The sequence below is a fragment of the Stenotrophomonas muris genome (genome assembly GCF_052751275.1).
In genome coordinates this window covers 3,341,073-3,365,346 of the sequence record NZ_CP199879.1, presented here as the reverse complement: position 1 = coordinate 3,365,346, position 24,274 = coordinate 3,341,073, and the positions used below count along the sequence as shown (strand labels likewise).

Annotated in this window: 26 protein-coding genes; 17 read left to right on the top strand and 9 right to left on the bottom strand. The window is 66.8% G+C overall.

Features of this window, described 5'->3' with window-relative positions; translation table 11 throughout:
* Window positions 1-68: 68 nt before the first annotated feature.
* From ACUVWL_RS15695 to ACUVWL_RS15670, 6 genes are read left to right on the top strand one after another with little or no spacing between them, the layout of a single operon-like run.
* Window positions 69-545: a DUF2244 domain-containing protein gene (locus ACUVWL_RS15695; RefSeq protein ID WP_014645689.1), complete on the top strand. Its 477-nt coding sequence runs from the start codon at window positions 69-71 to the stop codon at window positions 543-545.
* A gap of 11 nt (window positions 546-556) precedes the next feature.
* Entirely contained in the window at window positions 557-1,510 is a 954-nt protein-coding gene (gene coxB / locus ACUVWL_RS15690) for a cytochrome c oxidase subunit II (RefSeq protein ID WP_041863004.1), read from the top strand.
* A 59-nt stretch (window positions 1,511-1,569) separates the two neighbouring features.
* Entirely contained in the window at window positions 1,570-3,177 is a 1,608-nt protein-coding gene (gene ctaD, locus ACUVWL_RS15685) for a cytochrome c oxidase subunit I (protein ID WP_004153896.1), read from the top strand.
* An 8-nt stretch (window positions 3,178-3,185) separates the two neighbouring features.
* Complete coding sequence (locus ACUVWL_RS15680) at window positions 3,186-3,386, top strand: hypothetical protein (RefSeq protein WP_032957755.1); 201 nt, start codon at window positions 3,186-3,188, stop codon at window positions 3,384-3,386.
* A complete protein-coding gene (locus ACUVWL_RS15675; RefSeq protein WP_014645692.1) occupies window positions 3,383-3,973 on the top strand; it encodes a cytochrome c oxidase assembly protein in 591 nt (196 codons plus the stop codon). Before ACUVWL_RS15680 ends, ACUVWL_RS15675 begins: the two co-directional genes overlap by 4 nt.
* A gap of 13 nt (window positions 3,974-3,986) precedes the next feature.
* Window positions 3,987-4,862: a cytochrome c oxidase subunit 3 gene (locus ACUVWL_RS15670; protein WP_014645693.1), complete on the top strand. Its 876-nt coding sequence runs from the start codon at window positions 3,987-3,989 to the stop codon at window positions 4,860-4,862.
* A gap of 20 nt (window positions 4,863-4,882) precedes the next feature.
* Here ACUVWL_RS15670 and ACUVWL_RS15665 read toward each other — a convergent pair whose 3' ends face one another.
* Window positions 4,883-5,101 (bottom strand): twin transmembrane helix small protein, encoded by a 219-nt coding sequence (locus ACUVWL_RS15665; RefSeq protein WP_005412025.1) that lies wholly within the window; start codon window positions 5,099-5,101, stop codon window positions 4,883-4,885.
* Window positions 5,102-5,158: 57 nt separating this feature from the next.
* Here ACUVWL_RS15665 and ACUVWL_RS15660 point away from each other — a divergent pair, with 57 nt between their 5' ends.
* From ACUVWL_RS15660 to ACUVWL_RS15635, 6 genes are all read left to right on the top strand, one after another.
* A complete protein-coding gene (locus ACUVWL_RS15660) occupies window positions 5,159-5,875 on the top strand; it encodes an SURF1 family protein (RefSeq protein ID WP_069118093.1) in 717 nt (238 codons plus the stop codon).
* Window positions 5,876-5,970: 95 nt separating this feature from the next.
* The gene (locus ACUVWL_RS15655; protein ID WP_046428212.1) at window positions 5,971-6,540 is read left to right on the top strand and encodes a hypothetical protein; all 570 of its coding nucleotides are present in this window, start codon (window positions 5,971-5,973) and stop codon (window positions 6,538-6,540) included.
* 10 nt (window positions 6,541-6,550) lie between these two features.
* A complete protein-coding gene (locus tag ACUVWL_RS15650) occupies window positions 6,551-7,714 on the top strand; it encodes a COX15/CtaA family protein (protein ID WP_041863006.1) in 1,164 nt (387 codons plus the stop codon).
* 4 nt (window positions 7,715-7,718) lie between these two features.
* Window positions 7,719-8,612, top strand: a complete 894-nt coding sequence (gene cyoE / locus ACUVWL_RS15645) for a heme o synthase (RefSeq protein ID WP_046428214.1) — start codon at window positions 7,719-7,721, stop codon at window positions 8,610-8,612.
* Window positions 8,613-8,748: 136 nt separating this feature from the next.
* The gene (locus ACUVWL_RS15640; protein WP_032957767.1) at window positions 8,749-9,558 is read left to right on the top strand and encodes a hypothetical protein; all 810 of its coding nucleotides are present in this window, start codon (window positions 8,749-8,751) and stop codon (window positions 9,556-9,558) included.
* A 241-nt stretch (window positions 9,559-9,799) separates the two neighbouring features.
* Window positions 9,800-10,714 carry an IS110-like element ISStma6 family transposase gene (locus ACUVWL_RS15635; protein ID WP_445978546.1) on the top strand — a complete coding sequence of 305 codons (915 nt, stop codon included), beginning with the start codon at window positions 9,800-9,802 and terminating at the stop codon, window positions 10,712-10,714.
* Window positions 10,715-10,808: 94 nt separating this feature from the next.
* Here the strand turns inward: ACUVWL_RS15635 and ACUVWL_RS15630 are convergent, their stop codons facing one another.
* The 6 genes from ACUVWL_RS15630 to rpsU form a co-directional block, all read right to left on the bottom strand.
* Window positions 10,809-11,780, bottom strand: coding sequence for a bile acid:sodium symporter family protein (locus tag ACUVWL_RS15630; RefSeq protein ID WP_032957769.1), 972 nt, complete (start codon window positions 11,778-11,780; stop codon window positions 10,809-10,811).
* 28 nt (window positions 11,781-11,808) lie between these two features.
* Window positions 11,809-12,309: a fused DSP-PTPase phosphatase/NAD kinase-like protein gene (locus ACUVWL_RS15625; RefSeq protein WP_032957770.1), complete on the bottom strand. Its 501-nt coding sequence runs from the start codon at window positions 12,307-12,309 to the stop codon at window positions 11,809-11,811.
* A 27-nt stretch (window positions 12,310-12,336) separates the two neighbouring features.
* Window positions 12,337-14,076 carry a DNA primase gene (gene dnaG / locus ACUVWL_RS15620; protein ID WP_032957772.1) on the bottom strand — a complete coding sequence of 580 codons (1,740 nt, stop codon included), beginning with the start codon at window positions 14,074-14,076 and terminating at the stop codon, window positions 12,337-12,339.
* Between the two features lie 61 nt (window positions 14,077-14,137).
* Entirely contained in the window at window positions 14,138-15,058 is a 921-nt protein-coding gene (locus tag ACUVWL_RS15615) for a YihY/virulence factor BrkB family protein (protein WP_445978545.1), read from the bottom strand.
* A 105-nt stretch (window positions 15,059-15,163) separates the two neighbouring features.
* Window positions 15,164-15,607: a GatB/YqeY domain-containing protein gene (locus ACUVWL_RS15610; RefSeq protein ID WP_014645703.1), complete on the bottom strand. Its 444-nt coding sequence runs from the start codon at window positions 15,605-15,607 to the stop codon at window positions 15,164-15,166.
* Window positions 15,608-15,740: 133 nt separating this feature from the next.
* A complete protein-coding gene (rpsU, locus tag ACUVWL_RS15605; protein ID WP_002808376.1) occupies window positions 15,741-15,956 on the bottom strand; it encodes a 30S ribosomal protein S21 in 216 nt (71 codons plus the stop codon).
* Window positions 15,957-16,122: 166 nt separating this feature from the next.
* Here rpsU and tsaD point away from each other — a divergent pair, with 166 nt between their 5' ends.
* On the top strand, window positions 16,123-17,148 hold the full coding sequence (gene tsaD, locus ACUVWL_RS15600; protein ID WP_032957776.1) for a tRNA (adenosine(37)-N6)-threonylcarbamoyltransferase complex transferase subunit TsaD: 1,026 nt from the start codon (window positions 16,123-16,125) through the stop codon (window positions 17,146-17,148).
* 33 nt (window positions 17,149-17,181) lie between these two features.
* Here the strand turns inward: tsaD and ACUVWL_RS15595 are convergent, their stop codons facing one another.
* Window positions 17,182-17,847: a hypothetical protein gene (locus ACUVWL_RS15595; RefSeq protein WP_445978544.1), complete on the bottom strand. Its 666-nt coding sequence runs from the start codon at window positions 17,845-17,847 to the stop codon at window positions 17,182-17,184.
* Window positions 17,848-18,204: 357 nt separating this feature from the next.
* On the opposite strand from ACUVWL_RS15595, the gene folB reads away from it, so the two are divergent.
* From folB to ACUVWL_RS15575, 4 genes are all read left to right on the top strand, one after another.
* Window positions 18,205-18,558 (top strand): dihydroneopterin aldolase, encoded by a 354-nt coding sequence (gene folB, locus ACUVWL_RS15590; protein ID WP_005407807.1) that lies wholly within the window; start codon window positions 18,205-18,207, stop codon window positions 18,556-18,558.
* A gap of 91 nt (window positions 18,559-18,649) precedes the next feature.
* Complete coding sequence (locus tag ACUVWL_RS15585) at window positions 18,650-19,921, top strand: mechanosensitive ion channel family protein (protein WP_046428231.1); 1,272 nt, start codon at window positions 18,650-18,652, stop codon at window positions 19,919-19,921.
* 127 nt (window positions 19,922-20,048) lie between these two features.
* Window positions 20,049-22,223, top strand: a complete 2,175-nt coding sequence (locus ACUVWL_RS15580; RefSeq protein WP_014645707.1) for a glycoside hydrolase family 3 N-terminal domain-containing protein — start codon at window positions 20,049-20,051, stop codon at window positions 22,221-22,223.
* A gap of 128 nt (window positions 22,224-22,351) precedes the next feature.
* Entirely contained in the window at window positions 22,352-22,903 is a 552-nt protein-coding gene (locus ACUVWL_RS15575) for a hypothetical protein (RefSeq protein ID WP_049441418.1), read from the top strand.
* Window positions 22,904-23,013: 110 nt separating this feature from the next.
* Here the strand turns inward: ACUVWL_RS15575 and ACUVWL_RS15570 are convergent, their stop codons facing one another.
* Window positions 23,014-24,180, bottom strand: coding sequence for a PQQ-dependent sugar dehydrogenase (locus ACUVWL_RS15570; protein ID WP_329768405.1), 1,167 nt, complete (start codon window positions 24,178-24,180; stop codon window positions 23,014-23,016).
* Between the last annotated feature and the right edge of the window lie 94 nt (window positions 24,181-24,274).

The window sequence follows — 24,274 nt, the reverse complement described above, 5'->3', positions numbered from 1 at the left end:
CCCTTGCTACCGGCGAGAGGGCGGGGCTACCATCGAGACGTTTCCCGCGGCAGGAACGCGGTTGCGACATGATCGAGGTGCTTCCAGCTCCGGATGGGTCAGGTACGCAGCTGCGGCTGCGTCCCCCACGGGCGCTCGATGCCCGGCAGTTCGTCCTGTTGTTCACCGTGTTGTCGGGTGCGATGTGGCTGGTGTCCGCCCTCGGGTGGTTGGCCGGCAATGCATTCGCCCCCCTGTTCGCGCTGCTGTACAGCCTGGTGCTGGCGGCGGCACTGCGTGCCTTGTGGCGCAGCGGTGAACGGCAGGAGGAGATCCGGGTAGTGCCGGCGTACGTGGAGGTCATCCCCGTACCCGGTGGATCGCCGGTGTTCCGGGCCCACCCCCACTGGGTGCGCCTGCTCACCGGCGATGAGAGGGTCCGGCTGGCATCCAGCGGCCGGCAGGTGGAGGTGGGGAGTTTCCTCGCGCCGGCCGAACGTCAGACGCTCGCAGAGACACTTGAAAGCTTGCTCGCCGCCAGCGATGGCGGCAACCGACGACGCTAAGGGTCTAGGCAATGAAGCAAAGCAGCAGGTGGGGCACGAAGTGCGTTGCAGCGGTCACCGCCATGGTGGCCGGGGGACTGATGCCGGCGTTGGCCTGGGCCCAGGCGGCCGATCCCAAGCCGTGGCAGCTGAACATGGGCAAGGGGGTGACCCAGACCTCGCGCCTGGCCTGGGAATCGAACAATCTCTCGTTGATCATCTGCACGGTGATCGGCGTCATCGTGTTCGGCGCGATGGCCTACGCCATCTTCAAGTTCCGCAAATCCAAGGGGGCAGTCGCCGCCACCTTCAGCCACAACACCAAGGCCGAGATCATCTGGACGGTGATCCCGGTGATCATCCTGATCGTGATGGCGTGGCCGGCCACGGCCAACCTGATCAAGATGTACGACACCCGCGATGCCGAGATGACGGTCAAGGTCACCGGCTACCAGTGGATGTGGAAGTACGAATACCTCGGCGAGAACGTCACCTTCACCAGCCGCCTGGACCGCGAATCCGACCGCGTGCGGCAAAGTGGCATCGTGCCGACCCGTGAAAGCCATCCGCACTACCTGCTGGATGTCGACAACCGGCTGGTGCTGCCGGTCGACACCAAGGTGCGCTTCGTCATCACCTCCGACGACGTGATCCACGCCTGGTGGGTGCCGGCGCTGGGCTGGAAGCAGGATGCCATTCCCGGCTTCATCAACGAAGCCTGGACCAGCATCGAGCAGCCTGGCGTGTACCGCGGCCAGTGCGCCGAGCTGTGCGGAAAGGACCACGGCTTCATGCCGATCGTGGTCGAGGCGGTGTCCAAGGAGGAATTCAAACAGTGGCTGGCGCAGCGCAAGCCGGCGCCGGCTGCCGCGCCGGCCACGCCTGCGGCACCTGCCGAACCGGCTGCACCGGCGGGCGAGGCGCCGGCTGCGCCTGCTGCTGCAGAAGCGGCCAGCGCACCTGCCACTGCAGCCAGCGGCGCGTGATGTAAAGCCCGCGGCCGCCCGCGGCCGTGGTGACAACCGATTCTGAGAGGTGTTTTGCAATGGCGCACTCGGCAGTTGGGCACGACGATCACCATCACCAGCAGAGTTTCTTCGAGCGTTGGTTCTTCTCGACCAACCACAAGGACATCGGCACGCTGTACCTGGGTTTCAGCTTCATCATGTTCATCATCGGCGCGGCGATGAGCGTGGTGATCCGCGCCGAGCTGGCACAGCCCGGCCTGCAGTTCGTCAAGCCCGAGTTCTTCAACCAGATGACCACCGTGCATGCGCTGGTGATGATCTTCGGTGGCGTGATGCCTGCCTTCGTCGGCCTCGCCAACTGGATGATCCCGCTGCAGATCGGCGCGCCGGACATGGCGCTGCCGCGCATGAACAACTGGTCGTTCTGGTTGCTGCCGGTGGCCTTCAGCCTGCTGCTGCTGACCCTGTTCCTGCCCGGTGGTGCGCCGGCTGGTGGCTGGACGCTGTATCCGCCGCTGTCGCTGCAGGGCGGCTACAACGTGGCCTTCAGCGTGTTCGCTATCCACGTGGCCGGCATCAGTTCGATCATGGGTGCGATCAACATCATCGCCACCGTGCTGAACATGCGTGCGCCGGGCATCGACCTGCTGAAAATGCCGATCTTCTGCTGGGCCTGGCTGATCACCGCGTTCCTGCTGATCGCGGTGATGCCGGTGCTGGCCGGTGCGGTGACCATGCTGCTGACCGACAAGTTCTTCGGCACCAGCTTCTTCAACGCCGCCGGTGGCGGTGACCCGGTGATGTACCAGCACATCTTCTGGTTCTTCGGGCACCCCGAGGTCTACATCATGATCCTGCCCGCCTTCGGCGTGGTCAGCGAGATCATCCCGACCTTCAGCCGCAAGCCGCTGTTCGGCTACCAGGCGATGGTGTACGCCACCGCGGCGATCGCGTTCCTGTCGTTCATCGTCTGGGCCCACCACATGTTCACCGTGGGCATGCCGCTGGGCGGCGAGATCTATTTCATGTTCGCCACCATGCTGATCTCGATCCCGACCGGCGTGAAGGTGTTCAACTGGGTCAGCACCATGTGGCGTGGCTCGCTGACGTTCGAGGCACCGATGCTGTGGTCGGTGGCCTTCGTCATCCTGTTCACCATCGGTGGCTTCTCCGGCCTGATGCTGGCCATCGTGGCCGCCGATTTCCAGTACCACGACACCTACTTCGTGGTCGCGCACTTCCACTACGTGCTGGTGACCGGTGCGGTGTTCGCGCTGATCGCCGCGGTGTACTACTGGTGGCCGAAGTGGACCGGGCGCATGTACAGCGAGAAGTGGGCCAAGGTGCACTTCTGGTGGTCGATCGTGTTCGTCAACCTGCTGTTCTTCCCGCAGCACTTCCTCGGCCTGGCCGGCATGCCGCGCCGCATTCCCGATTACAGCGTGGCGTTTGCCGACTGGAACCTGATCAGCTCGATCGGTGCGTTCGGCATGTTCGTCACCCCGTTCATGATGGCCGCGATCCTGCTGTCCTCGCTGCGCAACGGCGAGAAGGCCGAAGCGCGTTCCTGGGAGGGTGCACGCGGCCTGGAATGGACGCTGCCGTCGCCGGCACCGGCGCACACCTTCACCACCCCGCCGACCATCCGCCCGGGGGATCTGGCGCATGACGACATCACGCATTGAGGTGGGGCATGCATAACGAGAGCCCGCTGCAGACCTGTAGAGCCGAGCCATGCTCGGCGGATGAGAAGCAGCCGACCAGCGGTCGGCTCTACCAGGGCGGAAGCATCGAGCAGCAGCGCCAGCGTGCGAAGCGCACGGCGGTGTGGGTCGGCGCCATCGCTGTGCTGGTCTACGTCGGCTTCATCCTCAGCGGGGTGATCGGCCGATGAGCGAGGCACCGGCCAGCACACCGTCACGCAGTGCCGGGCTGCCGCGCCTGATCGGCGTGGCGGTGGCGGTGTTCCTGCTGACGTTCTCGCTGGTGCCGCTGTACCGCATCGCCTGCGAGAAGGTGTTCGGCGTGCGCCTGGAACGCGGTCCCGGTGGCGAAGCCAGCGCAGGTGCCGCGGCCGGCAAGCGCACCGTGCGGGTGGAGTTCGATGGCGGCGTCAATTCGCGCCTGCCGTGGTCGTTCCATCCTGAGCAGCTGACCATGGACGTGGTGCCCGGCGAGCTCAACGAGGCGCTGTACTTTGCCCGCAACGACAGCGCAGCTGCCGTGGTCGGCAGCGCGGTGCCTTCGGTGGCACCGGCGCGTGCGTCGGGCTTCTTCAGCAAGACCGAGTGCTTCTGTTTCACCGCGCAGACGCTGCAGGCCGGCGAGAAGCGCGACATGCCGGTGCGCTTCATCGTCGATCCGGACCTGCCGCCGGAGATCAGGACGATCACCTTGTCCTACACCTTCTACCGCAACGACGCGCTGTCCGATCGGCTGGCCCCGGCCGCCACCTCGGACGGCGCGCACGCCGCACCCTGACCCGGATACCGACATGGCCCAGACACCGACCGACGCCAACGTGTACTTCGTCCCGGCCCAGAGCAAATGGCCGTTCGTGGGTTCCATCGCCATGATGGTGACCATGGTGGGCGTGGCCAGCTGGCTCAACGATGCCAGCTGGGGACGCTGGACGTTCTACATCGGCATCGCGATGCTGGTGCTGACCCTGTTCTGGTGGTTCAGCGACGTGGTGCGCGAATCGCAGGCCGGCAACTACAACCACCAGGTCGACGGATCATTCCGGATGGGGATGATCTGGTTCATCTTCTCCGAGGTGATGTTCTTCGGCGCGTTCTTCGGCGCGCTGTTCTACACCCGCAACCTGGGCCTGTCGTGGCTCAGTGGCGAAGGCCGTGGGGTCATGACCAACGAGCTGCTCTGGCAGGGCTATTCCGCCGGATGGCCGACCAATGGCCCGGCGGCGATCGGTGGCGCGTTCCAGACCATCCCGGCCTGGGGCCTGCCACTGATCAATACGCTGATCCTGTTGACCTCCGGCGTGACCCTGACCATCGCCCACCACGCACTGAAGTCCGGCAACCGCCGCCAGCTGCTGATCTGGCTGGGCCTGACCGTGGTGCTCGGCCTGGGCTTCCTGACCCTGCAGGCAGAGGAGTACATCCATGCCTACAAGGAACTGAACCTGACGCTCGGCTCCGGCATCTACGGGTCGACGTTCTTCATGTTGACCGGCTTCCACGGCGCGCACGTGCTGCTGGGCACGATCATGCTGATCGTGATGTGGCTGCGTTCGGCCAAGGGACACTTCACCCGCGACAACCATTTCGGTTTCGAAGCCGCCGCGTGGTACTGGCACTTCGTCGACGTGGTGTGGCTGATGCTGTTCCTGTTCGTCTACGTGCTTTGATCAGGCGCGCATCGGTGGTCTCAGCCGCCGATGCCGTGTGGTTTGATCCAGCCCATGTAGATGCTCACGATCACCAGCAGGATCAACGCTACCGACACCGCGATGCGGCGCGTCAGTGCATTGACCGTGCGCTTGGTCTGGCCGCGGTCGACCAGCAGGTAGTACAGGCCGGCGCCCAGATTCCAGACGATGACGATCAGAAACGCGATTACCAGCAGGGTCTTCAGCGAATCACTCATGCGCGGCTCGAGGGCAGGGTGGATGTGCCTATCTGACCGCGTTTGCGCGGACTTGTCATGATGCGCCAGCACACGCGCGTGTTCGGATGGTTGCTGGCCGTGCTGGCGATGGCCGGATTCACCGCATTGGGGCTGTGGCAGCTGCAGCGCATGCATGCCAAACAGGCAATGTTGGATGCACAGGGTCCAGCCGTGGCACAGGCGTTGCCGCTGTCGCAGGCCCTGGCGGCGCCCGGCGCGTTGCACGGCGTGGCCGACCACGGTCGCTTCCTGCCCGGCGTGGTACTGCTGGACAACCAGATCCGGCATGGCCGCGCCGGCGTGAAGATCTATCGCCCCTTCCGCAGTGACGACGGCAGCGTGCTGCTGGTCGACCTCGGTTGGCGTGCGCTGCCGCCGGATCGCACGCTTCCGGAGGTGCCGTCGCCGCCTTCGCCGGTGGCCGTGCGCGGGCTGCTCGCGCCGCCACCGTCGGCGGGACTGCTACTGGGCCCGGCGTTCTCTGCTACCGGTGAGGCCGGGCGCTGGCTGGCCAGCCGGTTGCCGGACGACGGGCTGGCGCGCGCGCTGGGGCTGCAGGCGCTACCCGACCGCGTGCTGAGGCTGGACCCGGCGCTGCCCTTTGGCGACGAGCGCGATCTGGACCTGCTGCCGAACACGCTGCCGCCTCAGCGCCACCTGGGCTACGCCGTGCAGTGGTTCGGGCTGGCCCTGACCGTGCTGGTGGTGGCCGTGGTGCTGGAGCGGCGGCGGAGGCGCGTGATTACCCGGTAGTGCCGGCCGCTGGCCGGCAACCCCCGCAATCCTGGATGCCGGCCAGCGGCCGGCACTACCGGCATCCCCTACCCAACCATGAGAAAATGCCCCGCATGAACACTGCTACGTCCCCGCAGGCGCGCGGTTCCGGCCGCCGGACCCTGGTGCTGCTGTTTGCCGTGTTCTTCGGGGCGATGGCACTGGCCGCCGTGCTGCGCTTCTCCGGCTGGCAGCCGACCGGGCACCGCAATGCCGGCCAGCTGCTGAAGCCGCCGGTGGACCTGCGCCAGCAGGCGCCGACCCTGGCCAGCGGCCAGTCCTACCCCTGGAACCCCGAGGCCCGTACCTGGCGCCTGCTGGTGGCGCCGGCCGGTGCCTGCGACGCGCAGTGCGTCACTTTGTCGCAGGGACTGGGCAAGGTGTGGCAGCTGTTCGGCCATAACGCCGATAATGTCGAGATCCTGTGGCTGGGTACGCCACCGGCGTCGATCGCCTCGCTGCCCGCGCTGCGGCCGCTGGCTCCGTCGCCAGCCCTGCGCGCGGCGTTGCCGGGCGTCGATGATCCGGCGGGACTGCCGGTCTACGTGATCGATCCGAACGGCTTCGTGATCATGCGCCATGCCCCGGGTTCCGACCTCGGTGGCCTGCGCAAGGACATGGCCACGTTGCTGAAACTGAAGTGAGTCCCGTTTGATGAGCCTTTCCGCGCGTCCGGCGCTGCACCGCAATTTCCACCGCCTGGCGTGGTTCGCCATGATCATGACCGCGAGCACGATCATGTTCGGCGCCTTCGTGCGCCTGTCCGATGCCGGCCTGAGCTGCCCGGACTGGCCGACCTGCTATGGCCAGGCCACCTGGCCGCAGCACGTGGAAGAGACCATCGGCCACCCGGCGGCGGAGATCCGCCCGCTGGAGACCCACAAGGCCTGGCGAGAACAGGTGCATCGCTTCCTGGCCGGCGCGCTGGGCATCGAGATCCTGACCCTGGCGCTGCTGGCCACGCGCAAGCGACGATTCGGAAGCACGGCGGTGGTGACCGCCTGCGTGCTGGTGGCCGCCGGCATACCGCTGTACATGATGGGCTGGCACGGCACCGCCAGTGCCCTGGCCTTGACCGGCGAGGCGATCCTGCTGATCGCCGCGCTGCGCTGGAGCAACATCGATCTCGCACGTGCGGCGCTGCTGACCTTGGCGGTGGTGATCTTCCAGGCCCTGCTGGGCATGTGGACGGTGACCCTGCTGCTCAAACCCATCGTGGTGATGGGCCATCTGCTGGGCGGCATGCTGATGTTCGGCCTGCTGGTGTGGATGGCCTGGCGCGCGACGCACATGCCGATCACCCTGGCTGAAGCGCCGAAGCTGAAGTGGCTGATGCGCATCGGCGTGGCGGTGCTGGTTACCCAGATCGCGCTGGGTGGTTGGGTCAGCGCCAACTACGCCGCACTCGCCTGCGGCGGTGGCAGCGCCTCGCTGGACAACTTCCCGCGCTGCGCCAACCAGTGGTGGCCGCAGCACAACTTCGTCGAAGGCTTCACCCTGTGGCGCGGCATCGGCGTGGATTACGAAGGCGGTGTGCTGGATGGCGCTTCGCGCATCGCCATCCAGATGGCGCACCGCCTGTTCGCGGTGGTGGTGGCCGTCTACCTGCTGTGGCTTGGCGTGCGCCTGTTCCGGTTGCCGAGCATGCGTGGCTGGGCCAGCGCGCTGATCGCGCTGCTGGTGCTGCAGGTCACGCTCGGCATCCTCAACGTGAAGCTGGCGCTGCCGCTGGAAGTGGCTGTGGCCCACAACGGCGTGGCCGTTGCCCTGTTGTTCGTACTGGTCAGCCTGCTGGCCCGCCTGCGTGCCCCGGACTGATTCCATGTTTTCCAATTACCGCCAGTACTGGGACCTGACCAAGCCCAAGGTCGTCGCCCTGATCGTCTTCACCGCCCTGGTCGGCATGGTCCTGGCCATCCCCGGCGTGCCGAGCTGGGAGCAGGTGCGCGCCGGCCTGCTCGGCTTCCTCGGCATCTGGCTGGCGGCCTCGGCCGCGGCCGCCATCAACCAGCTGCTGGACGCGCACATCGATGCGCAGATGGCGCGCACCTCGTGGCGCCCGCTGGTGGTGGGCAAGGTCAAGCCGTGGCAGGTGCTGGTGTTTGCCGGCGTGCTGATCGTGCTGTCGATGACCCTCCTGGTGCTGTGGGTGAACCTGATCACCGCGGTGCTGACCTTCGCCTCGCTGATCGGCTACGCGGTGATCTACACCGTGTACCTCAAGCGTGCGACCTCGCAGAACATCGTCATCGGTGGCCTGGCCGGCGCGATGCCGCCGATGCTGGGCTGGGCCGCGGTGACCGGCATGCAGGGTTCGTCGGACTGGGCGTACTCGTCGCTGCTGGTGCTGATCATCTTCATCTGGACCCCGCCGCACTTCTGGGCGCTGGCGATCTTCCGCCGCGAGGACTACGCGAAGGCGGAGATCCCGATGCTGCCGGTGACCCACGGCGTGGCGCATACCCGCAAGCAGATCATGGTGTATTCGGTGGTGCTGGCGCTGGTGTGCCTGCTGCCGTACCTGGTGGGCATGAGCGGTGCGTTCTACCTGGGCGGCGCGATCGTGCTCAACGCCGTGTTCCTCTGGTACGCGTGGCGCATGCTGGACCCGCCGGACGAGCTGTTCTCGATGAAGATGTTCTATTACTCCATCGTCTACCTGATGGCGCTGTTTGCCTTCCTGCTGGTGGACCACTGGATCCTGCCCTGGCTGTGACCTCGGGGTCGGATCCCCGAAGGGGCTCTGACCCCACCTGATCGCGCGGACATCCTCGCATGACGTGGATCACCTTGAACCGCCGTCTCGGCGTCGCCATTGCTGTTCCTGACCCCAGGGAAAGGAAGCAGCAGGGATGCATTCGTTCTTCCGTTGGACCACCGCGCTGATGCTGGCGCTGGGCATGGCCGTGACCGCGCATGCCGACGACACTACCGCGCAGATCCGCCAATACGCCGCTGGCCATCGCATGCTGGTGCTGGGCGAATTCCACGGCACACGCGAGACGCCACTGCTGGTGCGGCAGCTGGTGGACGACTACAGCCGCAATGGCGCGCCGGTCCTGCTGGCGCTGGAACTGCCACGCGCCGAGAACCCTGTGCTGCGCGACTATCTGGAATCCGATGGCGGGGCCGCGGCACGCCGGCACCTGCGCGGCCGCGCGTTCTGGACCGTGCGCGATGACCAGCATGATGGTCGCCGCAGCCGCGACATGCTGGCGATGATCGAAGGCCTGCGTGTGCTGAAGGCGCAGGGGCGCGTGATCGAAGTGGTTGGCTATGACGTCAATGCCAGCAGTGGCGGCAACCAGGCGCGCGATGACTTCATGGCAGCCGAATTGCGACGGCTCTATCGAGGGTTGCCAGACAATGCACGCATGCTGGTGCTGACTGGCAATGTCCACGCCATGCTGCGGCGGCCGGAAGGTATGCCGCCGGAAATGCAGAGGCGGCCGATGGCCTCCCAGCTGCGGGACCTGGATATCTACAGCGTGCGGTTGGGTGCGCTGCGTGGCCAGGCGTGGGCGTGCGCGGACCGTTGCATGGCGCGGCCACTTCCAGAGCAGGTGGCCCCGCGGCTGCGGGGCGATACCCATGCGGAACGGGCGTACGACCTGTGGGTGTGGATGCCGGAGCTGAGCGTCGGCACGCTCGTGGATCCGTAGCGTCAGGCAACCCATCCACGCATGGCGTGGATCTTATCTCTTGCCGATCTGGCACCTTGGGTGCCGAGAGCCCGGCGTGGGCGACCGTGTGGATCCAGGTCTTGCGACCGAGAAGTAGCTTGGGTCCCCACGCCGGATTCTCCCTGAACCGCCCGAACAGTTGGTTGAGTTGGCGCTCGAACTGATAAGACTGGGCAAGCGGGGAGAGCTCTCGACCCTGTCAGCCTAGCGGAGTTCTGTCATGTTTGGGATCGGGATCGATGTGAGCAAAGCCACGCTGGATGTGGCCGTCCATGGAGAGCAGTTTCGCCAATTCAGCAACGACAAGCGCGGCTTTGTGCGCTTGATTCGGTGGCTGAAGACGTGGCCGATCAAGCAGGTCGTTCTTGAGGCAAGCGGGGGCTACGAGCGTGCTGCTCTGGATGTATTGCACGCCGCCGGCCTGCCGATGGTGCGAATCAATCCGGCGCGTGCACGGCGATTTGCCCAAGGCACGGGCCGTGCCGCCAAGACCGATCGGCTCGATGCGACAGTGCTGGCGCAGATGGCCCATTTGTTACCGCTGACCCGCTACGTACCGCCTGCCCCTTGGCAGCAGCGTCTGGCTGAATTTGCGCAATGCCGCAGGCATCTGGTGCAGATGCGGGTCAGTGAGATGCAGCGCTTGCGGCGATTGGTCGATCCGGATCTGATTGCGATGAAGCAACGCCATATAGCCCAGCTATCTGACGACCTGAAGCAACTGGACAAAGCTATTGCCGAGCAGCTTGAGGGACAGCTTGGCTGGAAGAATATCGGCGCGCTCAAAGGCGTCGGCCCCATCCTGATCAGCACACTGGCCTGCGAGTTGCCCGAACTGGGCAGCTTGGGAAGCAAAGCCATAGCATCGCTGGTGGGGTTGGCCCCGATGAACCGCGAAAGTGGCACCTGGCAGGGCCAACGGCGGATCAGTGGTGGGCGCGCAGTGGTACGCGAAGCCCTTTACATGGCGGCCCTGACGGCCATCCGGTACGAGCCAAGACTGCGCGCGTTTTACGCTGGCCTGAAGGCCAAGGGCAAAGCGAGCAAGGTGGCGCTCGTGGCGGTCATGCGCAAAATGCTGGTGATCCTCAACGCCCGTAAGCGGGACGCCGAGGTGGCCCTCGGCTGCCCCTGACAAGACAGTTGCTACTGTGGTTCACGCCATCCGTGGTATGGAGTAGATCCACGCCATGCGTGGATGGTCTACCCGGAACAACCCGCGCGCCCTGTCAGGGCTTGCGCCGCGCATACCGCTGCGCGATCACACCGCAGACGATCAGCTGGATCTGGTGGTAGATCATCACCGGCAGCACGATGGCGCCCAGGCTGCCGCCGGCGAACAGCACCTTGGCGATCGGCACGCCGGTGGCCAGGCTCTTCTTCGAGCCGCAGAACACGATGGCGATCTCGTCCTCGCGGTTGAAGCGCAGGCGACGGGCGATGAAGGTGATCAGCGGCATGGCGATGCCCAGCAGCACAGCGGCCACGATGGCCACAGCCAGCAGCGACAGCAGCGGGGTCTTGCTCCACAGGCCTTCGGTCACCGCTTCGCCGAACGCCGAGTACACCACCAGCAGGATGGTGGCCTGGTCGGTGTAGCGCAGCAGCGCGCGCTGGCGTTCCACCCAGCCGGCAATCCACGGCCGCAGCAGGTGGCCGGCCACGAACGGCACCAGCAGCTGCAGCATGATGCCGCCGATCGCATGCAGCGGATCATGGATGCCGCCCGAGGTGCCGGCCAGCGCGGTCAGCAGCAGCGGGGTCAGGAACACGCCGAGGATGCTCGACAGCGAAGCGCTGCACACCGCTGCGGGCACGTTGCCATGCGCCATCGAAGTGAACGCGATGGACGACTGCACGGTAGAGGGCAGGGTGCACAGGAACAGCACGCCCAGGTACAGCTCCGGGGTCAGCAGCCAGCCCGACAGCGGCTTGAACATCAGCCCCAGCAGCGGGAACAGGATGAAGGTGCAGGCCAGGATGGTCAGGTGCAGCCGCCAGTGCAGCATGCCGCCGATGATCGACTCGCGCGGCAGGCGCGCGCCATGCAGGAAGAACAGCGCGGCGATGGCGACGGTGGTGACATCGTCGAGGACGATGGCGGCGGCGCCCTTCATCGGCAGCAGCGAGGCCAGGCCGACGGTGCACAGCAGGGCGAGGGTGAAGTTGTCCGGTCGCAGGCGCGACCACCAGCGGGTCATGGTGGGCAGGGTCCTTGGTGCGGAGGGTTCAGGGCGAGGTGACCGGCGTGGCCAGGCGTTGGCGGGTGGCGGCTTCCAGCGACTTCAGGCCAGCACGCTGGCCCAGCTGAAGGGCCTGTTCGGGGCTGGCATGTTCGTACCGTGCATTGACCAGGCCGAGCACGGCGCCGGCGCGGTTGCCGGACGCACAGTGCAGCAGCACCGGCCCCTGGCTCTGCTGCAGGGCCAGGTGCACGGCGCGCACGTTGGCCGTATCCAGGCCATCGGCGCCGGCCACCGGAATGCGCACGTAGCGCAGGCCCAATGATTCGGCGACGCGGGTTTCATCGAAGCCCCGGTCCTCGCCGGGCTGGCGCAGGTCGATCACAGTGCGCACGCCCTGTGCAGCCAAGGCCTGCAGCTGTGCGGCGCTGGGCTGGCCGCCGGCATACAGGCCGGGGCGGACTTCGTTGAGGGGCGCGTCTTCGGCCAGGGCCGTCAGTGACAGGCAGAGCGACAACAACAGCAGGCAGGTTAGGCGCAGCAGCATGGTCTTCTCCGTGAAAACGTTCTGCCGCTACAGGCGCAGTCCGGCGCGCGCCTTCAGCAGCTCGCGCAGTTCGTACTTGTCAGTATCGTCCAGGCCCTGCTGGCGCTGCTTTGCCAACAACTCCTCCAGACGTTGCACCAGCAGCTGTTTCTCCAGCTGTGCCACTGCGTCGTGCAGTTCCTGGGTCCAGCTGGCCTCGGTGCCGGGCAGCGTCTGTGCGGCCAGGGTATGCAGCGAGGCCTGTTCCTCCCGCCCGTCGAAGTGTTCCAGCAGGGCGCCGGTACTGATGTCCGGGCGCTGTTCGACCAGCCCCAGCAGCTCCAGCAGCAGTTCCACGCCGGGCAGGCGCAGGCCCTGGAAGTGGTGCTTGCCGCCCAGCGTCAGCGCCAGCGACGGCTGCTGCAGCAGTACGGCGATCGCGCCGCGCACCAGGCTGCGCTTGGCCACGGGCTGGATCGTCCGCTGCGGCTGGCGTTGCGGCATCGGCGCGCGCGTGGCCTGGGCAGTACCGCCCAGGCCGGTCAGCTGCGCCAGCTGCTGCTTCATCAGGTCGCCAAAGGCGCCGTCGGGAATCTGCGCCAGCATCGGCTTGGCGCGTTCGGCCAGGCGTGCCTTGCCATCGAGCGTGCCCAGGTTGATCTCGCGGGTCAGTTCGTCGAAGAAGAACTGCGACAGCGGCGTGGCCTGCTTCAGGCGTTCGTTGAAGGCCTCGGCGCCTTCCTTGCGCACGATGGTGTCCGGGTCCTCGCCATCGGGCAGGAACAGGAAGAACGCCTGGCGGCCATCCTTCATGCGCGGCAGCACCGATTCCAGCGCCTTCCAGCCGGCGCGGCGGCCGGCGGCGTCGCCGTCGAAGCAGAAGAACACGTCCGGTGCGTTGCGGAACAGCAGCTCGGCATGGTCCGGCGTGGTCGCGGTACCCAGCGTTGCCACCGCCTGGGTGACGCCGAACTGGAACAGCGAGACCACGTCCATGTAGCCCTCGACCACGATCAGCCGCTCGATCTTCTGGTTGGCCTGGCGCACCTGCCACAGGCCGTACAGTTCGCGGCCCTTGTGGAACAGCGCGGTCTCGGGCGAGTTGAGGTACTTGGGGCCGTCGTCCTTCTCGAACACGCGGCCGCCGAAGGCGATCACCCGGCCACGGCGGTCGAAGATCGGGAACATCACCCGGTCGCGGAACTTGTCGTAGACGTGGCCGCGGTCGTTCTTGGAGAACAGGCCGGCGCGGTCGAGCAGCTTCATGCGCCGCTCGTCCTTGCCCAGCGCGTCGCGCAGGCCGCTGTAGCCATCCGGTGCGTAACCGATCTGGAAGCGTGCGCGGTTCTCTTCGTCCACGCCACGCCCATCCAGGTAGCTGCGGGCCTTCTCGCTGCCCTCCAGGTTCTTCTGGAAGAACTTGGTCGCCGCGTCCAGCGCAGAGTACAGCTCGCGGCTGTCGTCCTGCTGCTGCGGGCTGCGCGGATTCTCGTTGCGCGGCACTTCCATGCCGGCGCGCTTGGCCAGTTCATCCACCGCGTCGAGGAACTCGAGGCGGTCGTAGTTCATCAGGAAGCTGATCGCGGTGCCGTGCGCGCCACAGCCGAAGCAGTGATAGAACTGCTTGGTGGGCGAGACCGTGAACGACGCCGAGCGCTCGTCATGGAACGGGCAGCGCGCGGCGTACTCCTTGCCCTGGCGCTTCAACGGCACGCGGCTGCCCACCACCTCGACGATGTCGGTGCGGGCGAGCAGGTCGTCGATGAAAGCGTCGGGGATACGGGCCATGGGCAACAGGACAGGGCGCGGTGCAGGACCACGCGACGGAACCGGGGGCGGTCGGCCTAGTTTACCCCCTGTCGGGCACCTGGCTGGCGGTTGCCGGATCAATGCCGGCTGCGGCCAGGTGATGACGCGCGCGCAGGCGCTCATCGATCACCGCCGTCATCAGTGCGCCAACGAAGAACACGACGGTGGCGTAGTAGATCCAGACCAGCGAGATCACCAGCGCACCCATCGAGCCGTAGGCACTGCCGGGGGCCACGGTGGCGATGTAGACGCCGATGCCGTAGCGGCCCAGTGCGAACAGTGCCGAGGTGATGACGCCGCCGATGAAGGCCTGGCGCCAGGCCACGCGGCGGTCGGGCAGGTAGTGGTACATGAAGGCGAAGCCGACTGCGTAAAGCAGCAGGCTCGTGACATACCCCAGCGCGGGCAGGATCGAGGGCAGCTGGGCGAAGGCCACCTGCAGTACCGTGGTGGCCGTCATCGACAGGATCAGCAGGAAGCCCAGGGCCAGCACCACGCCGAACGAGAACACGCGCTTGCGCAGCCAGGCCTTGAGGCCTTCCAGGCGCTCGCCGCTGGTGCGGAAGATCAGGTTCAGTGCGTTCTGCAGTTGGGCGAACACGGCGGTGGCGCCGACGAACAGCAGCAGCGTGCTCCACACACCCGCCAGCGAGCCGACATCCGGCTGGTTGTCGGCGTTCTTCAGAACGGTTTCGGCCACGGTAGCCGCGCTGCTGCCGGCCACCGAGCTGATCTGGTCGATCAGCGCCTGCTGGGCCGGTGGGTACAGCGAGGCGGTCAGCCACAGCAGCAGCACCAGCAACGGTGCCATCGACAGCAGGGCGTAGAAGGAGACGGAAGCTGCCTGGGTCAGCACGTCGATGTCGATGAAGCGCTTGGCCACCGCCATCGGAAAGCTGTCCTGCAGGCGCTTGAGGTACTTGTGCAGGGACACGGGAACGTTGGGCTCGGGTTCAACCATGTGTGCGGTTGTAGCAGGCGACCGACGAAGGCGCGGTGAAGCGGGTGCATCAATGGGGTCAGAGCCCTTCCGCGCTGCGGAAGGGATCCGACCCCAGGTGCTGGATTACGCCAGCAGCTGCTTGACCAGCTTGGAGACCAGGCCCATGTCGGCCTGGCCGGCGAGCTTGGGCTTCAGCGCGCCCATCAGCTTGCCCATGTCGGCCGGGCCGGCGGCACCGGTCTCGGCGATGGCGGCCTGGATGGCGGCCACGATCTCGGCCTCGCCCATCTTGGCCGGCAGGTAGGCTTCGATGACCACGATCTCGGCGCGCTCGATCTCGGCCAGGTCTTCGCGGTTGGCGGCTTCGTACTGGCTGACCGAGTCCTTGCGCTGCTTGACCATCTTGTCGAGCACGGCGATCACGGCGGTGTCGTCCAGCTCGATGCGCTCGTCGACTTCGCGCTGCTTGATGGCAGCGTTGATCAGGCGGATCACGCCCAGCTTGTGCTTCTCGCCCGCCTTCATGGCGGCCTTCATGTCTTCGGTGAGCTGCTGCTTCATGCTCATGAGGAACCTCGTGGTGGTAGGTGGGGCGGGGCGGATGCCCGAACCCGGAAACGCAAAAAGCCGGCGACGCTCGCGCGTGCCGGCTTCGGCTCCATCGCGACAGGCAGGCCCGCCGCAATGAAGATGCGTCCGATCAGTACAGGCGCTGACGCTTGGTGACGTCGCGCGACGAGCGGCGCAGCTGACGCTTCACAGCAGCGGCGGCCTTGCGCTTGCGCTCCTGGGTCGGCTTTTCGTAGAACTCGCGCTTGCGGGTTTCGGCCAGCACACCGGCCTTTTCGCAAGTGCGCTTGAAGCGGCGAAGAGCAAACTCGAAGGGCTCGTTCTCGCGGACTTTGACGCTGGGCATGGAATCTCCGGGACACAGTAGAACCGGGTCACGCCCGGCGAGCCGCACATTATAGCGGCGAAACGACAAACTGCAAGCGGCCAACCCTGAATACGGGCCGGGGGTTCGAAAGCAGTGAGATCTGCACGTCCCCCGAGGGGGCGGCAGGGGCGTCATAATAGCAGGCATGCGAGTCCTTGGCATCGAATCCTCCTGTGATGAGACCGGCGTGGCGGTGTATGACACCGACCTGGCCGGCAGCGCGGCCCTGCGCGCCCATGCGGTCTACAGCCAGATCGCCCTGCACGCCGAATACGGTGGTGTGGTGCCCGAGCTGGCCAGCCGCGACCATGTCCGCAAGCTGCTGCCACTGGTACGCCAGACCCTGGCCGACGCCGGCCTGGGCGTGGGCGATATCGATGGCGTGGCCTACACCGCCGGTCCCGGCCTGGTCGGCGCGCTGCTGGTGGGCGCTGGCGTGGCGCGTTCGCTGGCCTGGGCGCTGGAGGTGCCGGCCGTGGGCGTACACCATATGGAAGGCCACCTGCTGGCCCCGCTGATGGAAGACGACCCGCCGGAAGCGCCGTTCGTGGCCCTGCTGGTGTCCGGTGGCCACACCCAGCTGGTGGCGGTGGATGCGATCGGCCAGTACCGCCTGCTGGGCGAGACCCTGGACGACGCGGCCGGCGAGGCCTTCGACAAGACCGCCAAGCTGATGGGTCTGCCGTACCCGGGCGGCCCGCAGCTGGCCAGGCTGGCCGAGCAGGGCACGCCGGGCGCGTACCGCTTCGCGCGGCCGATGACCGACCGCCCGGGGCTGGATTTCAGCTTCTCCGGCCTGAAGACCCAGGTCCTGATGGCCTGGCGCGACAGTGACCAGAGCGAGCAGACCCGCGCCGACATCGCCCGCGGCTTTGAGGACGCGGTGGTCGAGACCCTGTCGATCAAGTGCGAGCGCGCACTGGAAGCGGCCGGGACCAACGTGATCGTGGTGGCCGGCGGCGTCGGCGCCAACACGCGCCTGCGCGCCCGCCTGCAGCAGATGGCCGAGCGCCTCGGCGGCCGTGCCTGCTTCCCGCGGCCGGCACTGTGCACCGACAACGGGGCGATGATCGCCTTCGCCGGCGCGCTGCGCCTGCAGGCCGGCCAGCACAGCCCGCCGAAGGTGGATGTGACCCCGCGCTGGGACATGGCGACCCTGCCGGCGGTCTGAGCCGGTGGCGCCGGGCCATGCCCGGCGGACGCATTACCGATGCACTGCCAACGGCGACGCCGCCAGCACGGTTGTCGCCCGCTCATGGCGCTGCAGCCAGCCCAGCGTGTGTGGGCAGCGGGCATGGATCAGCCGCCCGATCGCGGCCAGGTCGGCGCCGATGTCACGTTCCAGGACCGGCTCGTGGTGGGCGATGCGGTTGCGCAGGTGGCGGATGCGTCCGATATCCGCATGGATGGCTTTCCTTACGCCACTGGGATGAGCAGAGGGAGCATGCTGCAGAACCCTGCTGAGTGCGGGTATCCAAAGCGTGGAGTCGAAGCGACAGGTGAAGAGCTGCTGCCAGAACACCATCGGCAGGTTGGCGACGATCCCGGGTGTATCGGTTACGCGGCTGGCAAGTTGTTCCAGTACCGTGCGCGGAGAAGTACTGGATGAGGTTGGCAGCCTCCGTCGGAAGGCACCATTCCAGGGCCAACGCGGGCCATGCTGCCTGGCGAGCACAGCTGCAGCGGCGTTGCGGGTGACCACTTCGCACAGATGGACCGGCATCATCAGTGCACTGCACATCCGCATGTTCCACAGGTACAGGGATTCGGCCGTGACGTCGGGGCTGCAGGTCGATGCGATTCTCTCGTAAGTAGACAGACGCTCCGCTGACAACGCGCGCCGCAGTACATCGTATGGAGCCATCGTCATGTGCGGTGGTGAAGGAGGAATCGATGTTCGCGAGAGTGGGCGGCGGCGACCATCAGGGAACGTCCTTGTCCGCGCGGCTGATTTTCTGCGTTTTGCCTCGGACGAATACCTGACCTGTCCTGTCGGATTTGGCCTTGACCGGCGATCTGGTCCTTGCCTAATCTGCGTGCCTGCGCCACCGGGACTCGCGGCTGGATTTCAGCTCCCCCCGGGGACAAACGGTAGTACCAAAGGGCCCCGCTAGCAGGGCCCTTTGTTTTTTCCGGGCCGCCCCACGCCGGTGGCCCACCGCCCGTTCCGGGCAGGCTCACCGCCGTGCCGTTACCATGGCCGCCTGTATTCGTGCCGGTAAGCGCAATGGACAAGGTTTTCATCGAAGGGCTGACGATCGACGCACTGATCGGTATCTACGATTGGGAACGACGGATCCGCCAGGACCTGGTGTTCGACCTGGAAATGGGTTTCGACAACCGTCGCCCCGCTGCCACCGATGACATCGCCCACACCCTGAACTACAAGGCGGTGAGCAAGCGCCTGGAACAGTTCGTGCGCGAGTCGGAGTTCGGCCTGGTCGAGACCCTGGCCGAGCGCTGCGCGCAGATCGTGCTGGACGAATTCGACGTGAAGTGGCTGCGCCTGAAGCTGAGCAAGCCGGGCGCAGTGCGCGGCGCGCGCGCGGTGGGCGTGATCATCGAACGCACGCGGGACTGACCCGGTCGTGCCGGCCGCTGGCCGACAACCCCGGTAGTGCCGGCCGCTGGCTGGCAACCTTGGCAACAACGAAACAGACAGGAGACAACTGATGGTGGACGCGGTGGTGGCGGTACAGTGGCTGGAACGGCTGCAGAACACACTGGAACCCTATCCCGGCGCCTACCTGGCGTTGATGATCTCGGCGCTGCTGATCGCCGCTGGCCTGGCCAACTGGGTGACCAAGCGCATCCTGCTGCGCGGGCTGCGGCGGCTGCTGAGCCGCCTTCCGGGCGCTGACACTGGCCGCGGCAGCCACCTGATGCGGGTGATCTCGCGCCTGTCGAACGTGGTGCCCAGCCAAGTGATCGCCTCGGGCATCCGCATCGTGCCGGACCTGCCGCCGGGCCTGGTCAGCTTCATCATCGGCGCCTGCCAGGCGTGGGCGATCCTGACCGTGGTGCTGGCCATCTCGCATGCGCTGGATGCGGCCAACGATCTGTACGAGCGCCGTCCCGAGGCACGCAACAAGCCGATCAAGGGCTACCTGCAGGTCGCCAAGATCGTCCTCTTCGTGATCGCCGGCCTGTCGATCGTCGCTACCCTGGCGGGCGTCGACCTGCGCTATCTGGTCACCGGCCTGGGCGCGGCCACGGCGGTGCTGATGCTGATCTTCCAGGACACCATCCTGTCGCTGGTGGCCAGCGTGCAGATCAGTGGCGATGGCCGCGTGCGCATCGGCGACTGGATCGAGATGCCCAGCCAGAACGCCGACGGCGACGTCATCGACATCGCGCTGCACACCATCACCGTGCAGAACTTCGACAAGACCATCACCACCATCCCCACCAAGAAGCTGGTGACCGAGTCGTTCAAGAACTGGCGCGGCATGCAGGAGGCCGGCGGGCGCCGGATCAAGCGCGCGCTGTACCTGGACCAGCACAGCGTCGGCTTCCTGGACGAGGGTGACCTGGCCTTCCTCGGCGAGTTCGCGCTGCTGCGCGACTACCTGCGCGACAAGGAACAGGAACTGGGGCAGTGGAACGGGCGCCTGCGCGAGCAGGGCGTGGCCGAGGTCAACAGCCGCCGCGTGACCAACCTGGGTACGTTCCGGGCCTATGTGGAGCGCTACCTGCGCAGCCACCCGGGCATCCATACCGACATGACCCTGCTGGTACGGCAGCTGCAGCCGACCACCGAGGGCCTGCCGCTGGAGCTCTACTGCTTCACCCGCAGTACTGCCTGGGCCGAGTATGAGGCGGTGCAGTCGGACATCTTCGACCACCTGCTGGCGATCCTGCCGGCCTTCGGCCTGCGGGTATTCCAGGCCTCCAGTGACGCCATGTTGATGGCCGGGCAGCGCCAGTTGGCCGGCTCGGAGTAAGCTGCGGTGCCCCCGGCGGGGCCATACGGACCCCCTGGTGGCTGAAACTGAATGAAGAAACCTCTCGCCAAACGGCTCGGGATCGCTAGAATGCCGGGCTTGTAAACGTTTTCATCAAGGACTGCCGGTGGCCTCCGATCGCATCGAATCCCTCATTGCCCAGATGACCGTCGAGGAAAAGGTCGGCCAGCTGGGTGTCTTCGCGGACATGGTCCGCCCGTTCGCCCCGGACGTGAACCCGGAAGCCAACGTGCGCAATGCCGACCAGGTGCTGCAGCAAGTGCGCGAGGGCAAGGTCGGCTCGCTGTTCAATGGTGTGGGCGCCGAACTGGGCCGCCGCATCCAGCAGGTCGCCACCGAGGAGAGCCGCCTGGGTATCCCGGTGATCCTGGCGGCCGACGTCATCCACGGCATGCGCACCGTGTTCCCGATTCCGCTGGGCGAGGCCGCCAGCTTCGAGCCGGACCTGGCCGAGCGCACCGCGCGCGCCACTGCGATCGAAGCCACCGCCGCGGGCCTGCACTGGACCTATGCGCCGGCCGTGGACATCGCCCGCGACCAGCGCTGGGGCCGTGGCGCCGAAGGTGCCGGCGAGGATGTGGTGCTGGGCTGTGCGTTCGCCGCCGCCCGCGTGCGTGGCTTCCAGGGCAGCGACCTGCGTGCGGCCGATTCGCTGCTGGCCACGCCCAAGCACTTCGCCGCCTACGGCGCGGTGATGGCCGGCATGGAATACAACATGGTGGACATCTCGCCGCAGACCCTGCGCGACGTGCACCTGCCGCCGTTCAAGGCCGCCTTCGAGGCCGGCGCGATCACCGTGATGTCCTCGTTCAATGACATCAATGGCGTGCCGGCCAGTGCCAATGCCGAACTGCTGACCGACATCCTGCGCGGCGAATGGAAGTTCCCGGGCGTGGTGATCTCCGACTATACCGCCGACATGGAACTGGTCGCGCACGGCTATGCCGCCGATGACCGCGATGCCACGGCCAAGGCGTTCACCGCCGGCCTGGACCTGAGCATGCAGAGCGGCTTCTATGCCGAGCACCTGCCCGGCCTGGTCGAGAGCGGCGAGGTGCCGATGGCGGTGCTGGATGAGGGCGTGCGCCGCATCCTGTGGCTGAAGGAGACCATCGGCCTGTTCGACGACCCGTACCGTTCGCTGGACCCGGCGCGCGAAGCGGATACCTCGCACATTGCCGCGCATGACGAACTGTCGCGCGATGCCGCGCGGCGTTCGATCGTGCTGCTGAACAACCGTGACAACGTGCTGCCGCTGCAGAAGACCGGGCAGAAGATCGCGCTGATCGGCCCGTTCGTGCAGGACCGCGAGAACATCGAAGGCTGCTGGACGCTGTTCGGCGACAAGCAGCGTTACGTGGACCTGGAAACCGGCGTGCGTGCCGCCATCGGCGACGAAGCGCTGCTGGAAATCGTGCCGGGCTGCGAACTGGAAGCCGCGATTCCGGGCGGCACGGAAGCCGCTGTGGCTGCCGCACTGCGTGCCGACGTGGTGGTGCTGGCGCTGGGCGAACCGCAGCGCTACAGCGGCGAAGCACAGTCGCGCGTGGAGATTACCCTGCCGCCGGCACAGCAGGCGCTGGCCGAGGCCGTGGCGATGACCGGCAAGCCGCTGGTGGTGCTGCTGCGCAATGGCCGCGCGCTGGCATTGCAGGGCGCAGTGCGCAATGCGCAGGCCGTGGCGGTGACCTGGTACCTGGGCACGCAGACCGGCCATGCCGTGGCCGATGTACTGTTCGGCGACTACAGCCCGTCCGGCCGCCTGCCGGTCAGCTTCCCGCAGGTGTCCGGCCAGCAGCCGTACTTCTACAACCACCCGCGCACCGGCCGTCCGGAACTGCCGACCATGTCGGAGTTCAAGGCGCGCTGGCGCGAGATTCCCAATGAACCGCTGTACCCGTTCGGCCATGGCATCGGCTACACCACCTTCGCCTACGGCGTGCCGCAGCTGAGCACGGCACAGCTCGGCTGGGACGACACCCTGACCATCACCACCGTGCTGACCAACACCGGCCGCGTGGCGGGCGAGGAAGTGGTGCAGCTGTACATCCATGATCGCGTGGCCAGCCGCGTGCGTCCGGTGCGTGAACTGAAGGACTTCCGCAAGGTGGCGCTGCAGCCGGGCGAGTCAGCCGAAGTGGTGTTCACCTTGACCCGCGAGCAACTGGCCTTCACCGGCCGCGACGGCGTGCTGCGTGCCGAGCCGGGCCAGTTCGACCTGTGGGTCTGTGCCTCGTCGGCCGCCGGCGAAGCGGTGCAGTTCGAGCTGCTGAAGGCCTGATCGAAAAAAAGGGGACGGAGGGGATTAAGTCGTTTGTGCCAAAACGACTTAATCCCCTCCGTCCCCTTTTTTGTGGTCCTCACTGTGGCGGCGCTACCATCGGGCCTCCTGTTCGATGGAGTGCGCGCATGCGCCGGATGGCCTACCTGATTCCCGCCCTGCTGCTGGCGGCCTGTTCGCAGCCGGCGCCGCCGGCCGAGCCTGCAGCGGATGCGCCGCCGCCGATGGAGGCCAGTGCTGCTTCGACACCTGCGGCTGAACCGGCGGCGCCGGCTGCCGAAGCCGCCGCTGCACCTGCCGCACCGGCAGCCGAGGTGTCCGCCGAGGATGCGCGTGCGCGCATCGAGTCGCTGCTCGGCGATGCCGCGCAGTTCGAAAAGGTCTTCAATGCGTTCAAGGCCGCCGTGGTCGGCGGTGATCGCGCTGCGGTGGTCGAGGAAGTGCGATTCCCCTTGAACATCAGCGGCGGAAAGAAGATCTCCGGCCCCGGAGAGTTCCAGCGCAACTACGAGAAGATCATCACGCCGGAGGTGGTCAAGGCGGTGTCCGAGCAGGACTTCGGCAAGGTGTTCGTCAACCAGCAGGGCGTGATGATCGGCAGCGGCCAGGTGTGGTTGAGCGGCCAGTGCCTGGACCAGGCCTGCACGAAGACCGAGGTGAAGGTCATCACCATCCAATGAATGCAGACGCCCCGCGTGCGGGGCCGTTTGGCAAGGGTAGTGCCGGCCGCTGGCCGGCAACCGCAGGATGCCGGAAGGATCCAGGGTGCCGGCCGGCGGCCGGCACTACCTCAGGTCTTCGGCGTGAGCTTCAGCAGGCGCGCCTTGCTGCCGTCTTCCAGCAGCCACAGCGCGCCGTCCGGGCCCTGTTCCACTTCGCGGATGCGCTCGCCCATGTTGAAGCGCTCGGCTTCGCGCGCGCTGTCGCCATCGAAGGCCACGCGCACCAGCGAGGTGGACGACAGGCCACCGATGAAGCCGCTGCCCTTCCACTGCGGGAACAGGCTGCCGCTGTAGATCACGAAGCCGGCCGGCGAGATCACCGGCGTCCAGGTCACCTTCGGCGCGGCGAATTCCGGGCGCGTATCGTGGTCGGGAATCGGCCGGCCGTCGTAATGGTCACCGTTGGAAACGATCGGGTAGCCGTAGTTGGCGCCACGCACGATCAGGTTCAGTTCGTCGCCGCCGGCCGGGCCCATCTCGTGCGCCCACAGCTTGCCGTTGGCATCGAAGGCCATGCCGAGGATGTTGCGGTGGCCCAGCGACCACACCTGTGCGGCCACCCCGCCCTGCGACGCGAACGGATTGTCGGCGGGCAGGCTGCCATCGTCGTTGAGGCGGATGATCTTGCCGAGGTTGCTGCCCATGTCCTGGGCCGGATCGAACTTCTGGCGCTCGCTGGAGCTGATCCACAGCTTGCCGTCCGGGCCGAAGGCGAGGCGATGCCCGTAGTGACCCTCACCGCTGACCTTGGGGCTCTGCCGCCAGATCACCTTCAGGTCCTTCAGCTGGCCACCGCCGTTGGCATCCAGTGCCAGCGTGGCCCGGGCCACCGCGGCACCGCGGGTATCCAGCGTGCCTTCCTCGGCATAGCTGACGTAAACGACATGATTCCGGGCGAAATCCGGGTGCAGGATGATGTCGCCGAAACCACCCTGGCCAGCATAGGCGACCTTCGGAACGCCGGTGATCTCGTGCTTCTGGCCGCTGGCCGGGTCCAGGTGCTGGAGCTTGCCGCGCTTTTCGGTGACCAGCAGGCTGCCGTCGGGCAGGAAGGTCATCGCCCAGGGCTGGTCGAAGCGGCTGACTTCGGTGGCGTTGAACGGGCGCTGGTCGGTGGCGGCAGAGGCCGCCGTGGCGGTCTGCGCACCGTTGGCGGCCGGATCGGCAGCATTGCAGGCGGAGGTGACAAGGATCGGCACAAGGCCGAGGGCGAGCAGCAGGGGCGTGCGGGTCATGGGTATCTCCAGTGCGGGGATGCGGATGGCCGGGCTGTCCCTTGTATACCACCGGCGCCGTGAGCGTCGTGGCCCGAAGGTCCTGCGCCCCCCT

Bases quoted from the DNA above. Each gene is read 5' to 3' on its own strand.
- ACUVWL_RS15695 (WP_014645689.1), top strand. From the start codon at position 69: ATGATCGAGGTGCTTCCAGCTCCGGATGGGTCAGGTACGCAGCTGCGG.
- coxB (WP_041863004.1), top strand. From the start codon at position 557: ATGAAGCAAAGCAGCAGGTGGGGCACGAAGTGCGTTGCAGCGGTCACC.
- ctaD (WP_004153896.1), top strand. From the start codon at position 1,570: ATGGCGCACTCGGCAGTTGGGCACGACGATCACCATCACCAGCAGAGT.
- ACUVWL_RS15680 (WP_032957755.1), top strand. From the start codon at position 3,186: ATGCATAACGAGAGCCCGCTGCAGACCTGTAGAGCCGAGCCATGCTCG.
- ACUVWL_RS15675 (WP_014645692.1), top strand. From the start codon at position 3,383: ATGAGCGAGGCACCGGCCAGCACACCGTCACGCAGTGCCGGGCTGCCG.
- ACUVWL_RS15670 (WP_014645693.1), top strand. From the start codon at position 3,987: ATGGCCCAGACACCGACCGACGCCAACGTGTACTTCGTCCCGGCCCAG.
- ACUVWL_RS15665 (WP_005412025.1), bottom strand. From the start codon at position 5,101: ATGAGTGATTCGCTGAAGACCCTGCTGGTAATCGCGTTTCTGATCGTC.
- ACUVWL_RS15660 (WP_069118093.1), top strand. From the start codon at position 5,159: ATGATGCGCCAGCACACGCGCGTGTTCGGATGGTTGCTGGCCGTGCTG.
- ACUVWL_RS15655 (WP_046428212.1), top strand. From the start codon at position 5,971: ATGAACACTGCTACGTCCCCGCAGGCGCGCGGTTCCGGCCGCCGGACC.
- ACUVWL_RS15650 (WP_041863006.1), top strand. From the start codon at position 6,551: ATGAGCCTTTCCGCGCGTCCGGCGCTGCACCGCAATTTCCACCGCCTG.
- cyoE (WP_046428214.1), top strand. From the start codon at position 7,719: ATGTTTTCCAATTACCGCCAGTACTGGGACCTGACCAAGCCCAAGGTC.
- ACUVWL_RS15640 (WP_032957767.1), top strand. From the start codon at position 8,749: ATGCATTCGTTCTTCCGTTGGACCACCGCGCTGATGCTGGCGCTGGGC.
- ACUVWL_RS15635 (WP_445978546.1), top strand. From the start codon at position 9,800: ATGTTTGGGATCGGGATCGATGTGAGCAAAGCCACGCTGGATGTGGCC.
- ACUVWL_RS15630 (WP_032957769.1), bottom strand. From the start codon at position 11,780: ATGACCCGCTGGTGGTCGCGCCTGCGACCGGACAACTTCACCCTCGCC.
- ACUVWL_RS15625 (WP_032957770.1), bottom strand. From the start codon at position 12,309: ATGCTGCTGCGCCTAACCTGCCTGCTGTTGTTGTCGCTCTGCCTGTCA.
- dnaG (WP_032957772.1), bottom strand. From the start codon at position 14,076: ATGGCCCGTATCCCCGACGCTTTCATCGACGACCTGCTCGCCCGCACC.
- ACUVWL_RS15615 (WP_445978545.1), bottom strand. From the start codon at position 15,058: ATGGTTGAACCCGAGCCCAACGTTCCCGTGTCCCTGCACAAGTACCTC.
- ACUVWL_RS15610 (WP_014645703.1), bottom strand. From the start codon at position 15,607: ATGAGCATGAAGCAGCAGCTCACCGAAGACATGAAGGCCGCCATGAAG.
- rpsU (WP_002808376.1), bottom strand. From the start codon at position 15,956: ATGCCCAGCGTCAAAGTCCGCGAGAACGAGCCCTTCGAGTTTGCTCTT.
- tsaD (WP_032957776.1), top strand. From the start codon at position 16,123: ATGCGAGTCCTTGGCATCGAATCCTCCTGTGATGAGACCGGCGTGGCG.
- ACUVWL_RS15595 (WP_445978544.1), bottom strand. From the start codon at position 17,847: ATGACGATGGCTCCATACGATGTACTGCGGCGCGCGTTGTCAGCGGAG.
- folB (WP_005407807.1), top strand. From the start codon at position 18,205: ATGGACAAGGTTTTCATCGAAGGGCTGACGATCGACGCACTGATCGGT.
- ACUVWL_RS15585 (WP_046428231.1), top strand. From the start codon at position 18,650: ATGGTGGACGCGGTGGTGGCGGTACAGTGGCTGGAACGGCTGCAGAAC.
- ACUVWL_RS15575 (WP_049441418.1), top strand. From the start codon at position 22,352: ATGCGCCGGATGGCCTACCTGATTCCCGCCCTGCTGCTGGCGGCCTGT.
- ACUVWL_RS15570 (WP_329768405.1), bottom strand. From the start codon at position 24,180: ATGACCCGCACGCCCCTGCTGCTCGCCCTCGGCCTTGTGCCGATCCTT.